General features: G+C 68.3%; 13 protein-coding genes. 6 read left to right on the forward strand and 7 right to left on the reverse strand.

Annotation, left to right across the window (positions count from 1 at the left end):
- The first annotated feature begins 17 nt into the window (after positions 1-17).
- Both glgB and AB0J62_RS29770 read left to right on the forward strand, forming a co-directional pair.
- Positions 18-2,204, forward strand: a complete 2,187-nt coding sequence (gene glgB, locus AB0J62_RS29765; protein WP_363877955.1) for a 1,4-alpha-glucan branching protein GlgB — start codon at positions 18-20, stop codon at positions 2,202-2,204.
- 19 nt (positions 2,205-2,223) lie between these two features.
- Positions 2,224-3,111, forward strand: a complete 888-nt coding sequence (locus tag AB0J62_RS29770) for a GNAT family N-acetyltransferase (RefSeq protein ID WP_363877957.1) — start codon at positions 2,224-2,226, stop codon at positions 3,109-3,111.
- Here the strand turns inward: AB0J62_RS29770 and AB0J62_RS29775 are convergent.
- Together AB0J62_RS29775 and AB0J62_RS29780 are read right to left on the reverse strand one after the other, a co-directional pair.
- Positions 3,101-3,916, reverse strand: a complete 816-nt coding sequence (locus AB0J62_RS29775) for a phosphotransferase (RefSeq protein WP_363877959.1) — start codon at positions 3,914-3,916, stop codon at positions 3,101-3,103. The genes AB0J62_RS29770 and AB0J62_RS29775 overlap by 11 nt on opposite strands.
- Positions 3,917-3,926: 10 nt before the next feature.
- The gene (locus AB0J62_RS29780) at positions 3,927-4,310 is read right to left on the reverse strand and encodes a DUF4870 domain-containing protein (protein WP_363877961.1); all 384 of its coding nucleotides are present in this window, start codon (positions 4,308-4,310) and stop codon (positions 3,927-3,929) included.
- Between the two features lie 148 nt (positions 4,311-4,458).
- Here AB0J62_RS29780 and AB0J62_RS29785 point away from each other — a divergent pair, with 148 nt between their 5' ends.
- Positions 4,459-5,421: an RNA polymerase subunit sigma-70 gene (locus AB0J62_RS29785; RefSeq protein ID WP_363877963.1), complete on the forward strand. Its 963-nt coding sequence runs from the start codon at positions 4,459-4,461 to the stop codon at positions 5,419-5,421.
- Here the strand turns inward: AB0J62_RS29785 and AB0J62_RS29790 are convergent.
- The gene (locus AB0J62_RS29790; RefSeq protein WP_363877965.1) at positions 5,402-6,838 is read right to left on the reverse strand and encodes a DHA2 family efflux MFS transporter permease subunit; all 1,437 of its coding nucleotides are present in this window, start codon (positions 6,836-6,838) and stop codon (positions 5,402-5,404) included. The two genes, AB0J62_RS29785 and AB0J62_RS29790, sit on opposite strands and share 20 nt — an antisense overlap.
- Positions 6,839-6,862: 24 nt before the next feature.
- Between AB0J62_RS29790 and AB0J62_RS29795 the strand changes: the two genes are divergently transcribed.
- Positions 6,863-7,279, forward strand: coding sequence for a MerR family transcriptional regulator (locus tag AB0J62_RS29795; RefSeq protein WP_134111403.1), 417 nt, complete (start codon positions 6,863-6,865; stop codon positions 7,277-7,279).
- On the opposite strand, the gene AB0J62_RS29800 is transcribed toward AB0J62_RS29795, so the two are convergent.
- Both AB0J62_RS29800 and AB0J62_RS29805 read right to left on the reverse strand, forming a co-directional pair.
- A complete protein-coding gene (locus tag AB0J62_RS29800; RefSeq protein WP_363877968.1) occupies positions 7,255-8,478 on the reverse strand; it encodes a sigma-70 family RNA polymerase sigma factor in 1,224 nt (407 codons plus the stop codon). The genes AB0J62_RS29795 and AB0J62_RS29800 overlap by 25 nt on opposite strands.
- Before the next feature lie 108 nt (positions 8,479-8,586).
- On the reverse strand, positions 8,587-8,958 hold the full coding sequence (locus AB0J62_RS29805; RefSeq protein ID WP_134111401.1) for a YciI family protein: 372 nt from the start codon (positions 8,956-8,958) through the stop codon (positions 8,587-8,589).
- Between the two features lie 115 nt (positions 8,959-9,073).
- On the opposite strand from AB0J62_RS29805, the gene AB0J62_RS29810 reads away from it, so the two are divergent.
- On the forward strand, positions 9,074-10,510 hold the full coding sequence (locus AB0J62_RS29810; RefSeq protein WP_363878397.1) for an NAD(P)/FAD-dependent oxidoreductase: 1,437 nt from the start codon (positions 9,074-9,076) through the stop codon (positions 10,508-10,510).
- Positions 10,511-10,522: 12 nt separating this feature from the next.
- On the opposite strand, the gene AB0J62_RS29815 is transcribed toward AB0J62_RS29810, so the two are convergent.
- The gene (locus tag AB0J62_RS29815) at positions 10,523-11,662 is read right to left on the reverse strand and encodes a citrate/2-methylcitrate synthase (protein ID WP_363877971.1); all 1,140 of its coding nucleotides are present in this window, start codon (positions 11,660-11,662) and stop codon (positions 10,523-10,525) included.
- An 83-nt stretch (positions 11,663-11,745) separates the two neighbouring features.
- On the opposite strand from AB0J62_RS29815, the gene AB0J62_RS29820 reads away from it, so the two are divergent.
- Entirely contained in the window at positions 11,746-13,053 is a 1,308-nt protein-coding gene (locus tag AB0J62_RS29820) for a citrate/2-methylcitrate synthase (RefSeq protein ID WP_363877973.1), read from the forward strand.
- On the opposite strand, the gene AB0J62_RS29825 is transcribed toward AB0J62_RS29820, so the two are convergent.
- Positions 13,054-14,523: a hypothetical protein gene (locus tag AB0J62_RS29825; protein WP_363877975.1), complete on the reverse strand. Its 1,470-nt coding sequence runs from the start codon at positions 14,521-14,523 to the stop codon at positions 13,054-13,056.
- Positions 14,524-14,563: the final 40 nt, after the last annotated feature.

Here is a 14,563-nt window from a genome sequence, read left to right on the forward strand (position 1 = left end):
CGGTTGAGGAGCCTGTGGTGACAGCGGTTCGGGTCGATCGGACCGACCTGGACAGACTCGTCGCCGGCACGTATCACGATCCTCATCAGGTGCTCGGCCCCCACCTCGGCGAGCACGGTGTGACGGTGCGCGCGCTGCGGCCGTTCGCGAAGAGCGTCACGGTGCTGTACGGCGATGACACCGAGCAACACCGCCTCGACCTTCGGCATGAGCACGACGGCGTCTGGGTCGGCGTACTCGACGTCGACAAGGTCCCGGACTACCGCCTCGAGGTGACCTACACCGATGGTCCCGCGGTCGTGGTCGACGACCCGTACCGCTATCTCCCGTCGCTCGGCGAGGTCGACCTGCACCTGATCGGCGAAGGCCGGCACGAGCAGCTGTGGACCGTGCTCGGTGCACACGTCCGCCGGTACGACGGCCCGACCGGGACCATCACCGGCACGTCGTTCGCCGTCTGGGCCCCGAACGCGCAGGGGATCCGGCTGACCGCGGACTTCAACTTCTGGGACGGCCGCGCGCACCCCATGCGTTCGCTCGGCTCGTCCGGCGTGTGGGAGCTGTTCGTGCCCGGCGTCGGCGCGGGCACGCGGTACAAGTTCGACATCTGCGGCCGCGACGGCGTCTGGCGGCAGAAGGCGGACCCGATGGCCAACCTGGCCGAGACGCCGCCGGCGAACGCGTCCGTCGTCACCGAGTCGTCGTACGAGTGGAGCGACGCCGCGTGGCTCGAGCGGCGCGCGCGAGCCGAGGCGTACGCCGAGCCGATGAGCGTCTACGAAGTACACCTCGGATCCTGGCGGAAGGGCCGCTCGTACCGTGAGCTGGCCGACGAACTCGTTGCCTACGTCAACGACATGGGGTTCACCCATGTCGAGCTGATGCCGGTGATGGAGCACCCGTTCGGCGGATCGTGGGGCTACCAGGTCACGTCGTACTTCGCCCCGACCTCGCGCTTCGGCGACCCGGACGACTTCCGGCTGCTCATCGACAAGCTGCACCAGGCCGGGATCGGCGTCATCGTCGACTGGGTGCCGGCGCATTTCCCGAAGGACGCCTGGGCCCTGGCCCGCTTCGACGGTACGCCGCTGTACGAGCACCCGGACCCGCGCCGCGGCGAGCAGCCGGACTGGGGCACGCTGGTCTTCGACTTCGGCCGCCCCCAGGTGCGGAACTTCCTGGTGGCGAACGCGATCTACTGGGCCGAGGAGTTCCACATCGACGGCCTGCGCGTGGACGCGGTCGCTTCGATGCTGTACCTGGACTACTCGCGCCAGGACGGCCAGTGGGTCCCGAACCAGTACGGCGGCCGCGAGAACCTGGAGGCCGTCTCGTTCCTGCAGGAGATGAACGCGACCCTCTACAAGCGCGTCCCCGGCGTCATCACCGTCGCCGAGGAGTCGACGTCCTGGCCGGGCGTCACCCGCGCGACGCACCTCGGTGGGCTCGGGTTCGGCTTCAAGTGGAACATGGGCTGGATGAACGACTCGCTCCGCTACCTGGAGCACGAGCCGGTGCACCGGCAGTACCACCACTCCGAGCTGACGTTCTCGATGATGTACGCGTACTCCGAGAACTTCGTCCTCCCGCTCTCCCACGACGAGGTCGTGCACGGCAAGGGATCGCTGCTCCGCAAGATGCCCGGCGACCGCTGGCAGCAGCTGGCGAACCTGCGTGCGTACCTGGCGATGATGTGGGCGCATCCGGGCAAGCAGCTGCTGTTCATGGGCTGCGAGTTCGGCCAGGAGTCGGAGTGGTCGGAGAAGGGCGAGCTGGACTGGTGGCTGCTGGACCACAGCGACCATCAGGGTCTGCAGCGCCTCGTCCGCGATCTCAACCGGGTCTACAAGGACAATCCGGCGTTCTGGCGGACCGACCACGACGCGGAGAAGTTCAGCTGGATCGACGCGAACGATGCCAGCAACAACATCTTCTCGTTCGTCCGGTACGGCGACGAGGGTGAGCCGACCGTGGCGTGTGTCGCGAACTTCTCCGCGATCCCGCACTACGGCTACCGCCTCGGTCTCCCGTACGCCGGCCGCTGGGAAGAGGTCGTCAACACCGACGCCAACACGTACGGCGGCTCCGGTGTCGGCAACCTGGGCGCCGTCGAGGCCGACGGACCGAGCTGGCATGGGATGACCACCAGCACCGAGCTGTCCGTCCCACCCCTGGCAACGGTGTACCTGCGCTTCACCGGGTAGCGTTCAGGGGGTGACCGCCGTGGAACCCCTGTCAGATGGTGAGCTGACGCTGCGCCCTTCGCAGCCGAACGGGCAGGTGACGACGTTCACCGTCGAGCACAGCGTCCCGGGCATCACAAGCGACACGATGGGCACGGTTGAGGTGCGCCAGACCTCGCCAGGTGTCGCTCTGGTCGTCTGGTCGCTCGACGGCGGCCCCGGGGTGGCGGAGCAGGCTATGCGGCTCGTGACGGAGTACGCGTTCGGTCAGCTCGGGTTCGAGCGGCTGCAGGTGGAGGTGGACCCGGAGCTGCATTCGACCGCGCGGGTCGCCATCCGGTCCGGTTTCCGGCGCGAAGGGGTACTGCGTGGAGCCGCGCTCGTGGACGGTGAGCGCCGGGACGTCGCGATCTACGGCATGCGCGTCGACGACCCACGGCCGAACACGGTGACGGGCTGGACGGCGTTGATGGACTCGGCGCTGCCCAAGAAGCGGGTGATCGCCCACGTCGTCGTACGCGACACCGCTGGGCGCGTCCTGCTGTGTCAGGTCAGCTACAAGAAGGACCTGGAGTTGCCCGGCGGTGTGGTCGAGCCCGACGAGGACCCGGCGACCGGTGCGTCTCGCGAGATGCAGGAGGAGATGGGTACGGCGTTGCCGCTGCTCGGCGTACTGGCCATCGACTGGCTACCGCGCTGGGAGGGCTGGGGCGACGCGGTCGAGATCCTGTACGACGGCGGCGTCCACGACCCGTCACTGATCGACGAACTCCAACCGGACGGCTTCGAGATTCGCGCCCTGTCGTGGCACGCGCCCGAGGAGCTGGAGGGCTTGGTCTCACCGCTGAACGCCCGCCGTCTCCCGATGCTCCTGGCCGCGCCGAACCAGCTCTACAACCTACGAGCCGGCGTACCGATCACCTCGTGAGCTGGTTGACACACCAGACGTAGTGCCCGTCACCGGCGTTCTCGTCGTAGATGGTCGCGGTGATGACGGCGTACGCCTGCCGGTACAACCGCATCCGCTCCCGATCGTGCCCTAGCTCGGCAAACCGATCCAGCAACAGGTTGTCGAGCCGCCGCGCCTCCGGCCCGTACATGTCGAAGAACCCCGCCGCCAACGACGCCTCGAACGTGTTGTCCCCGGCCGTCGACAGAAAACCCCAGTCGAGCACCGCGGCAACCTCTGAGCCGTGCATGAGCACATTGGGCGGGCAAACGTCCCCGTGCACGACGCTCAACTCGAGCTCCGGCAGACCGCTGAGCCCCTCGACCACTGTCTCCAGCAGTCCAGGGAAACCGGGTACGTCCCGCTCGAAGTGAACCTTCGAGGCTGCCGCACGACGACGTACGAGAGCGGCCAGACTCTCGCCCCAGGACCGTCCGCCGAACGGCTCGTCGATCACCGGTAGCGCTCGGCTCGCCGGACCAGGCCGCGCTGTGCGAAGCGCCTCGACAACCAGGACGAACGCATCCAACGCCTGCTTCTCGGGCAGCCCAACCTCATGCAACGGCACGCCGGTCAGCTTGTCCTCGACGCTGACCGCGAATCCGTTCTCCCCCACGCCGACCTCGCGGATCCGCGGTGTCCGGAACGACAGCTCGGGCAGCTCGTCCAGGAACGCCTTCAGCGGCAACACATCCTCCGGTCGCCGGTCGAACCAGACCTTGCGCACGGTCCCGTCCCCGAGGTCGTAGACCGCGCCTTCCATCCCCTGGCCGATGAGCTCCACCGGCCAGACCCTAGCGGACGAACCGGAACGTCAACGGATACCGGTATTCCTGCCCGCTCGACGCCGCGATCGTCGCCAGCACGATCACCACGACCGCCGCGACCGCGCCGATCACGATCAGCGGCACGATGATCAGCACCCCGAGACCGAACGTGATCAGCACCAGCACGACAGCGATCGCCGTGTAGATCAGCAGCGAGATCTGGAAGTTCAGCGACTCCACCGCGTTCTTGCGGACGAACTCGGACCGGCCACGGAACAGCAGCCAGATGATCAGCGGACAGAGGAACCCCATCGCGAACCAGGCCGCGATGAACACCCCCACATGAGCGAGCATCGCCCACGTGCGTTCTTCCGAGGCCGACAACGCCGGCCCTGAGCCCGGAGTGCTCATGCTCCCAGTGAAGCACGCCGATTCCTTTTCGCGGCAGCGCTGGTCAGTACCGATAACGACCAGCAACGAAAGGATCCACGATGCCGAGGACAGGCGGACACGATCCCATCCAGCGGATGGCAGGCTGGGCACGGCCGGTGCTGGGACTATGACGACGGAAGAGGTAGAAGAGGTAATGGTGAGCGACTTCGACAGCCGGACCGAACCGTTCCGCAAGGAGCTGCTCGCGCACTGCTACCGGATGCTCGCGTCAGTGCACGAGGCGGAGGACGCGGTCCAGGAGACCTACCTGCGGGCGTGGCGGTCCTGGTCGGGATTCGAGGAGCGTTCGTCGGTGCGGGTCTGGCTGTACCGGATCGCGACCAACGTCTGCCTCACCGCACTCGAACAGCGCGGCCGCCGAGCACTGCCGTCCGGGCTGGGCGCTCCGGCATCCGACCTCTCCCCCGGCTCACCTCCCGACGACCCGTCCGTGCTCTTCGTGGAGCCGATCGCGGAGTCGTTGGTGCTCGATGATCCGGCGACGATCGTCACCACGCGGGAGAGCCTGCGGCTGGCGCTCATCGCGGCGCTGCAGTATCTGCCGGCCAAACAGCGCGCCGTACTGATCCTGCGCGAGGTCCTGGCGTTCCCGGCCGCCGAGGTCGCCACGATGCTGGACACCTCCGTCGCGGCGGTGAAGAGCACGCTGCAACGAGCCCGTGCCCGGCTCGACGAGAACCCGACCGAGGCGATCGTCGAGCCGGACGACCCCCGGGCGCAGGCTCTTCTCGCGGATTACGTCAGCGGCTTCGAGAATGCGGACATGGCGGCGCTCGAGCGGGCGCTGCGCGCGGACGCGGCGATCGAGATGGTCGGTACGACCGCCTGGTTCAACGGCCGGGTGATGTGCCTGCAGCTACTGGCCTCCGCGGTCGGCTCGCCGGGCGACTGGCGGATGCTACCGATCGTCGCGAACGGTCAGCCCGCGGTCGGCGCCTACTTCAAGGGAGAGGCGTACGGCATCGCCGTGCTCACTCCGACGGCCACCGGGCTCACTCACATCCACGTGTTCAGCACACCCAGCCTGGTCACGCACTTCGGTCTGCCGCTCACACCGCCTGCACCGTGAGGAGTGCGCGGCGGCTCGTGCTCACCAGGGCCAGCGCCAGTACGACGAGTCCCATCGCGACGATCGGCCACCAGACGAGATGGGCGGCGTGGACGAACGCCTGCGGATCGGTCGTCGCCTTGGCACCGACGATCGATCCGGCGATCGCGACACCGAGCGACGTACCGGTCTGCCGGCCGACCGACGCGAGCGACGCCGCGAGCCCGGTCATCGACGCGGGCATCCCGGAGACCGCGGAGTTCGCGATCGGCGGGTTGATCGTGCCCAGGAAGACGCCGAACAGCAGAAAGATCGCGAGGATCACGGGCAGCGGGGTGGCGATGCCGATCGTCATCGACGCCGCCGCTCCGAGGGTGAGCGCCGTACCCGCGACGACCAGCGGCAGGCGCGGGCCTAGCGAACCGACCACGCGGCCGGTGAGCGGCGAGAGCACGCAGATCAGAAGACCGACCGGCAGCAGCGACAGGCCGGCGTCGAGGGCGGACAGGTTGCGGACGCTCTGCAGATAGAGCGTCGTGACGAAGAGGAACGCGCCGAAGCCGCTGTAGGCGAACAGCGCGATCAGTACGGCGGAGCTGAACGGGACGCTGCGGAAGAGGCGCAGCTCGAGCAGCGGCTCCTCGCGACGACGTTCGTACGCGATCAGGGCGACCGCCGACACGGCCGCGATCACCAGTAGTCCGACGATGAACGGCGTACCCCAGCCGTGCTTCTCGGACTCGATGATCGCCGACACGACGCCGCCGAGGACGAAGATCACGAGGAGCTGGCCGATCGGGTCGAACCGGCGGCCGTGGGCGGCGCGCGACTCCGGGACGAACAGGCTGGTGAAGACGACCGCGAGGACGACGATCGGGAGGTTCACCCAGAAGATCGACCGCCAGCCCAGGCCGTCGACGAGCGCGCCGCCGAGGATCGGGCCGAGGACGAGCGACAGCCCGGCGGTCGCGCCGAAGATCCCGATCGCCCTGGCCCGCTCGGCGCGGTCGGGGAACACGGTCACCACGATCGCCATCGCGACCGGGTTGAGCATCGTGCCGCCGACCGCCTGCACAGCCCGCGCGGCGATCAGCCAGCCGATACCGGGCGCCAGACTGCACAGCAGCGAACCGATCCCGAACACGATCAGCCCGAGCCGGAACATCCGGCGGCGACCGAACCGGTCGGCGGTCGATCCGGCCAGCAGCAGGAAGCTCGCAAGGACGAGCGTGTAGGCGTCGACGGTCCACTGCAACCCGGCGGTCGAGGCGCCGAGCCCGTCGCGGATCGCGGGCAGGGCGACGTTGACGATCGAGATGTCCATCACCGAGATCAGCAGGCTGGCGCAGCAGATCACCAGGACGGCGTACCTGCGGGCAGTGGTCAGAGTGGTGGACGGGGTGGTCAGACCAGTGTCCTCGAGCGTTGGAAGGGTCATACCGACCACGCTAGGATTTAGAGCGTGCTCGAAGTCAATGAACGCGGGATCAGCATTGCCGAGGCCGCCGAACGCACCGGCGTCAGCGTCCACACGCTGCGGTACTACGAACGCGCCGGCCTGGTGGTCACCACCGTCGACCGCACCGCCGGCGGGCGCCGGCGCTACCGCCAGATCGACCTGGACTGGATCAAGATCTGCACCAAGTTCCGCGCCACCGGGATGCCGATCCGCACCATCCGCCAGTACGCCGAACTGGTCCTCGCCGGGCGTGGCAACGAGAAGGATCGGCTCGAGCTACTCGAGGCGCACCGCTCCGACGTACTCACCCAGCTTGCCGAGCTGCAGGAGAGTCTGGAGCTCATCGACCACAAGATCGACGTGTACCGCGGCCGGATGGAAGCCGGCGACGCCGATCAGCTCTGGGCCCCACGCGCCTGAAGTCTCGCGGTCAGGAAGCGGCGTTCGGTCTCGTTGGCGGTGAGCTGGATCGCCTCCCGATAAGCCTCAGCGGCTTCCTCCGTGCGGCCGAGCCGAGTGAGCACGTCGGCGCGAGTCGCCGGCAGATAGGCGTACGTCGCCAGCGCGGGTTCCTTGCTCAAGGCATCCAGTTCGTCGAGGACCGTGTTCAGGTCCGCGCCGGGGACGAGGCTGTGTGCCGCGGCCCGGTTGAGAGCGACGATCGGCGTCGGCCAGCTCACCAGCATCGCGTCGTACATGCGGACCACCTGGCCCCAGTTCGTCCTCGACCACGACGGCGCGGTCACGTGTAGCCCGGCAACCGCTGCCTGCAAGGCGAAGCGTCCGTGGCCGCGCTCCAACGCCGCCGTCGCGCGCGAGACACCCTCGGCAAGCAGCTGCGCGTCCCACCGCGACCGGTCCTGATCCGCGAGCAACACCAGCTCGCCGTCGGCGCTCACCCGTGCATCGCCGCGCGCCTCGGTCATCAACAGCAACCCGAGCAATGCCTGCGGTTCCGGCTCGTCCGGCATCAGCCGCTCGAGCATCCGCGCCAGCTCGACCGCGCGGCCGGTCAGATCGGTCCGCGTCAAGGCCGACCCCGCCGCAACGTGCCCGGCCGTGTAGACCAGATGTACGACGGTCAGCACGACGTCCAACCGCTGGGGCAGCTCGTGATCCGCCGGGATCCGGTAGGGAATGCCGGCCGCCGCGATCTTCTTCTTGGCCCGCGTGATCCGGGCCGCCGCCGTCGACTCGCTGATCAGCAGGACGGCCGCCACCTCGGGGGTCGTCAGTCCGCAGATCAGCCTCAGCGTCAGCGCGACCTGCGATTCGCGCGCCAGCGCCGGGTGGCAGCAGGTGAACACCAGCCTCAGCGGATCCGTCGGCTGCTCGATCTCGCCGGGTTCCTCGACCAGCAGTGGGAGCTTCCGCCACAGGTTCGTCTCGCGCCGGAGCCGGTCCAGGGCGAGGCGTCGCGCGACCGTGGTCAGCCAGCCGCCCGGGTTCGACGGGATCCCGTCCGGCCAGGTCCGCAACGCCTGCACGAACGCGTCCTGCGTGCAGTCCTCGGCCAGGTCGAGGTCCCGGGTCAGTCGCACGACCGACGCCAGTACGGTCGACCAGCTCTCCCGATGGGCCTGATCCACCACCCGGGTGACCTCTACCGCCTCAGTCATCGCTCGTCCCCCGCTCGTCCCCCCGCTCGTCCCCCCGCTCGTCCCCCCCGCTCGTCCCCCGCGGGTACGCCGACAGCACGGAGCGTCGGCGTACCCGGCTCAGGCATGTCAGGCCGGCGGCTGACTGTCCGACGAGGTGTTCATCACCGGACGGACCTCGACGTTGCCGGACGGGCAGATCTTGGCCAGCTCCAGCGCCTGGTCGAGATCACGGGCCTCGATGACGTAGTAGCCGCCGAGCGCCTCCTTGGTCTCGATGAACGGACCGTCGGTGACCAGCGGCTCGGCGCCTTCGCGCTGCTTCACGGTGCTCGCCGTCGTCGACCGCTCGAGCGCCTCCCCGCCGAGGATCCGCGCCCCGGCCTTCTCCACCGCCTCGGCGAACGCCCCGTGCAGCTTCATCGCCTGCTGCCAGTCATCCGGCGTGACGTTGTCGTACCACTCTTCGCTGTCGTACAGCAGGAACATGTACTGCGCCATCTCAGGCTCTCCCTCATGTAGGGCTTGTACTGAACATCTTGCTGACGATCGCCGCCACACGGAATCGACAACACCCGGGAAGAATCTTCATTACTGTTGAGTACCTGTGACTTCGATGGAGCATCTGGACGTCCTCATCGTCGGCGCGGGGCTGTCCGGCATCGGCGCGGCGTACCGCCTGCAGACGCGCTGCCCGGACCGGACGTACGCCGTACTCGAGGCCCGGGACGCACTCGGAGGCACCTGGGACCTGTTCCGGTACCCGGGGGTGCGGTCCGACTCCGACATGTTCACGCTCGGATTCCCGTTCCACCCGTGGAAAGCGGCCAAGGCGATCGCGGACGGGCCGGCGATCCTCGACTACCTGTACGAGACGGCGTCGACGTACGGGATCGACAAGCACATCCGCTTCGGCCAACGCGTCGTACGCGCCTCGTGGTCGTCTGTCGACGCGCTGTGGACGGTGGAGACAGGCGACTCGGTTTACACCTGCTCGTTCTTGTATGTGTGCAGCGGGTACTACGACTACGACTCGGGGTATGTGGTCGACTTTCCCGGGCAGAGCTCGTTCGCAGGCAGGATCGTGCACCCGCAGCACTGGCCGACGGACCTGGACTACACCGGCCAGCGAGTGGTCGTCATCGGCAGCGGCGCGACCGCCGTGACGCTGGTGCCGGCCATGGCCGGTACGGCGGAACACGTGACGATGCTGCAGCGTACGCCGAGCTACGTCGCCTCGCGCCCCGCCCGCGACGCCTTCTCGGACCGCCTCCGCGCCGTACTGCCGGAGAACCTCGCGCACCGGCTGATCCGCGGGAAGAACGTTGCCCTGAGCACCGCTCTCTACAGCGCGTTCCGGAAGTGGCCGGCGCATGCGGCCTGGTTGCTGAACGCCGGTGTGGCTCGCGAGTTGCCCGAGTCGGTCCCGGTCGACCCGCACTTCACCCCGCAGTACAAGCCGTGGGACCAGCGGTTGTGTCTGGTGCCGGACGCCGATCTGTTCAAGGCTTTGCGGAACGGGTCCGCTTCGGTGGTGACCGATGAGATTGAGCGCTTCACTCCTCGGGGCCTGCTGCTGCGGTCCGGTGTGGAGCTGGAGGCGGATCTCGTGGTGACCGCGACCGGTCTGCGTATGGTTGCGCTCGGCAACATCCAGGTGACGGTGGACGGGCGGTCCGTTGCGCCGCACGACACCTTTGTCTACAAGGGCATGATGCTGAGCGGCGTACCGAACCTTGCCTGGTGCATCGGCTACACCAACAACTCCTGGACATTGCGCTCGGACCTGACCTCGCAGTACGTCTGCCGGCTCCTCAACCACCTCACCGCGACCGGCACCCGGATCTGCGTCCCGGAGGTCGACCCGGCCGAGTACGACGCTCCGCCCCGGCCGGTCGTCGACCTGTCCTCCGGCTACATCCGCCGTGCCGCCGCAATCCTCCCGCGGCAGGGTAGTCAAGGGCCCTGGCGCCTCCGGCAGAACTACCCGCGCGATCTCGTGACGTTGCGCTTCGGCGCGGTCGAGGACGGCGTCATGCAGTTCGTCGCCTAGTCGCTCCGTCGCCTAGTCGATGGGCGCCGGCGGCTGTGGGCCGACGTACGTGGCGATGGGGCGGATGATCTTCGGGTCCTCCGACTGTTCGAGGATGTTGGCAGACCAGCCGATGATGCGGCTGACCGCGAAGGTCGGCGTGAACATCGCGCGCGGGATGCCGCAGAGCTCCATCACGACGCCGGCGTAGAACTCGACGTTCGCGTAGAGGTTGCGGCCGGGCTTCAGCTCGGCGAGGACGTCGACGATGCGCTGCTCGACGGTGGTGGCGAAGTCGACCAGGTCACCGCCGATGCCGCGGGCGATGTCTCGGAGCATCAACGAACGCGGGTCCTCGGTGCGGTAGACCGCGTGCCCGAAGCCCATGATCCGATCGCCCGCGGTCACCTTCGCACGGACCCAGGCGTCGATGCGGTCCGGCGTACCGATCTCGTCGAGGCTGGCGAGAGCGCGGTCCGGGGCGCCGCCATGCAACGGGCCGGAGAACGCGCCGATTGCTCCGGCAACGGCCGAGACGACGTCGGCACCGGTCGAGGCGATCACCCGCGCGGTGAACGTGGACGCGTTGAAGCCATGGTCGAGCGTCGAGACGAGATAGTGCTCGACCGCGGTCGCATGTACTGCGTTCGGCTCGGCGCCGGTGACCAGGTAGAGCCAGTTGGCCGCGGCCGAGAGGTCGGCGCGCGGCTCCAGCGGCTGCTGGCCTTCGCGCAGGCGGTAGAGGGCCGCGAGGATGGTCGGGGTGACAGCGCAGACGAGCATCGCGTCGGCCTTGCGGCGGGTCGGGTCGGCATCCCAGAGCGGCGGGAGGCCACGTACTGCTGCCAGTAGTGACAAGGCAGTGCGGAGACCGGCGAGCGGGTTGAACTTCGCGCCAGCGGCCGCGATCGCCGGGAGGACCGCGCTGACCTCCTTGGGCAGGACCCGCAGCGGCGCCAGTTCGGCGATGAACCGGTCGCGCTCGGCGTCGGTCGGGAGGCGGCCCTCGAACATCAGGTACCAGACGTCTTCGAGCGTCTTGGACTTGGCGAGATCGATCGCCGAGTACTGGCGGTAGTGGTAGAACCCCTCGTCACCACGGACGTCGCCGAGGGTCGTCTCGGTGACGACGACGTTGCGCAGACCGGGCGGAACATTGATCACTGTTGACATAGCTTCAGAGTTGACACGCAATCAACTATTGTCAATATTGATCCAGTCAATGTTCAGCTGGGTGGATCGCTTGAGGAGCGGGGATGACGGCCGAAGGTGACGAGAATTACCTGACCACCGCGGAGGTCGCACGCCGCCTGCAGGTCAAGCCGGAGACGATCTACGCCTACGTCAGCCGAGGCCTCCTCACCAGCACCCGAGCCCGAGGCCGCCGCGGCAGCCTCTTCTCCGCCACCGAGGTAGAACGCCTCGCCAGCAAATCGGTCGACCACTCCGGCGTAGTAGAACGCATCGAGTCCGAACTGACCCTCCTCCAAAACGACGACCTCTACTACCGAGGCCACTCAGCCCGAACCCTCGCCACCACCTGGACAGTCGAACAAGTCGCCACCCTCCTCTGGACCGCCCAATCCCCCACCCAATCCTCCGGCCGATCCTCCGAGCCCAGGCCTGCACCCACTCCCGAGCCCACGCCTCCGCCCGCAGCCGCTCCCGAGCGCACGCCTCCGCCCGCAGCCGCTCCCGCGCCCACGCCCAACCCCTCCCGCTCTACCCCGAACACCGCTTTGGCGGTGTTCGGGGTAGAGCGGGAGGGGGTGCTGCTTGCTCGGGCTGCGATGGGGGTGGTGCCGGACGGCGCCCGGTTGACGGATCGGTTGCGGGTGGCAGTGGCTGTGCTGGGGGCTGCTGATCCCCTGCGGTTCGACCTGTCTGCGCCATCGGTGACTACTGCTGCTGGGCGACTGATCGGCACACTGGTGACCGCGCTGCCTGGCAAGCACGTGGACTCCGGCGCGACCCTCGGCGCGCGCCTCTGGCCCAAGCTGTCTGACGAAGCACCTCGACCTGAGGTGCTCGATGCCGCGCTGATCCTGCTGGCCGACCACGGGCTGGCGGTCTCGACGGTCGCCGCGCGGGTCGCCGCCAGTGCACGTGCCAACCTGTACGCCGTGATCTCCGCGGGGCTCGGCGCGCTCGACGGGCAGTATCACGGCGCCGCACCGACCCTCGCGTACGAGTTCCTCCGACGCGCCCAGCAGGATCCGTTGAAGGCCCTGTCAGACCAGTTGCGGTCCGGCGAACCGATCCCCGGCTTCGGGCACCGGATCTACCAACACCGCGACCCACGCGCCGAAGTACTCCTCGGACTGCTCGGCGATCACCCGATCGTCGGCACGATCGCCGCGATCGCCGAGCGCACCCCGATGTTCCCGAACAGCGATCTGGCCATCGCCGCAATCATGCACGCCTACAACTTCCGTCCGGATGCCGGCGACGCCCTGTTCGCACTCGCCCGGATGATCGGCTGGACCGCGCACGCCCTGGAGGAGTACGCGGCCCCGGCCCTCCGCTTCCGCGCGATGGGCATCTACACCGGTCAGACCAGCTGACTACTTCGCCGCGAGCTTGATCAACTTCGCGGCACCAGCATCCAGCGAGACCTGCACTGGCCCGACCCGCTGCGACACGTACGTCTGCCTCGCCGGCTGGAAGACGCCGACCGACCCCACCGTCTGATCGTTGACCGCGACAACGGCCCGAGCTGGCGCACTGTGCGAACGGTTGGCGACCAGCACCCAGCGATCACCTGACGCGGCATCCCGTGACCGGAAGGTGCCGACGACAACCGAATCCCCGGAGATCGCCGAGACCAGGTTGGTCGGCGTGAACCCGACAGCACCGTTCGGCAACGGAGTCTCGTTCGCATGGACGGCGGACTCCGACACCAGCGGTTTGAGCTCGCGCCCGACCTGATGCAACCACTCCGTGTTGATCCGCTTCGCGGCGTCGTACCGCGACGTCCGCTTGCCGTCGACCGTGATGAGCGCAGGCCCGAAACCCTCACCGCGAGCGGCTTCCGGCGTCCAGTACGTGAAGTACTGGATGCCCTTCGCGCCGTACGCGAGGCTGATGTTGACCTGCCAGAGCAACTCCGCCGCGGTCGGTTCGCGATGGTTGTTGTAGGCAAGCGTCTGGATGTACACCCAGGCCGGGATGTCGCCGTGCAGCGCGGCGTCGCGGACGATGGCCCAGTTGTGGAAGTAGTTGGCGTCCTCGCGACCCTCGGAGAGCAGCGGGTACCGGTCGAACGAGATCAGCGACGGCTGCACGACGTCGACGAAGTTGCGATAGTACGTCGCGTCGTCCGACGGCAGCAGGTTGATGTACGGCAGCAACTGCGGCGCCAGCTCACGCGAGATCGAGAGCGCCTTCGCCAACGTCGCGAACCAGCCCGCGCCCGGTTCGTCGTAGAAGTTGAAGCCGGCCAGCGACGAGTACGGCCCGTACGCGTCGCGAGCGCGGATGTAGAGGGCACTCGCCTCGGCCGGCGTCACGCTGAGGAAGTCGGTGGGTGTGTCCGAGATCGAGAACCAGCGGGACATGTTGCGGATCTGGATGTCGTCCGAGATCAGCATCTTCAGGCCGGCGTCGCGGGCCAGACCGAGCTGGTACTGGAAGATGTTGCCGTCGCCGGCGTAGTTGCCGGAGATGATGAAGTCGAAGCCGGCGTTCTTGATCTCCGCGAACCGTTGCGCGGTGCTCGCGTACGGATGCGGCGGCCAGAACAGCCCGATCGGGAAGTCCGGCCCGCCGGTCAACGGCAACGTGTCCGGCGACGGCACTGCCGCCGTGGCCGCCCCGACCCCAGCCGCCCCGATACCGGCCGCTCCGGCACCAGCCGCCGTGGCGCTCGTCGCGCCGCCCGCGGAGGTGGTCGCGCCCGCGCTGGTCGTCGCGGCGGCGGTGGTCGTGGAGGCGGCTGTTGCGGCTGCCGCGGTGAGGGCGGTGGCGCCGGCACCGAGCAGCAGGCTGCGTCGGCTGGGCTGGCTGGGGCCAAGGATCTGGTGCGGACTCTGCATGGTTCTCCTTCGGAAGGCGGTCGAACGGAGCTTGCGGCAG

Origin of the sequence: Kribbella sp. NPDC049584, from assembly GCF_040675555.1 — a bacterium.
In the GTDB taxonomy this organism is placed as follows: Bacteria; Actinomycetota; Actinomycetes; order Propionibacteriales; family Kribbellaceae; genus Kribbella.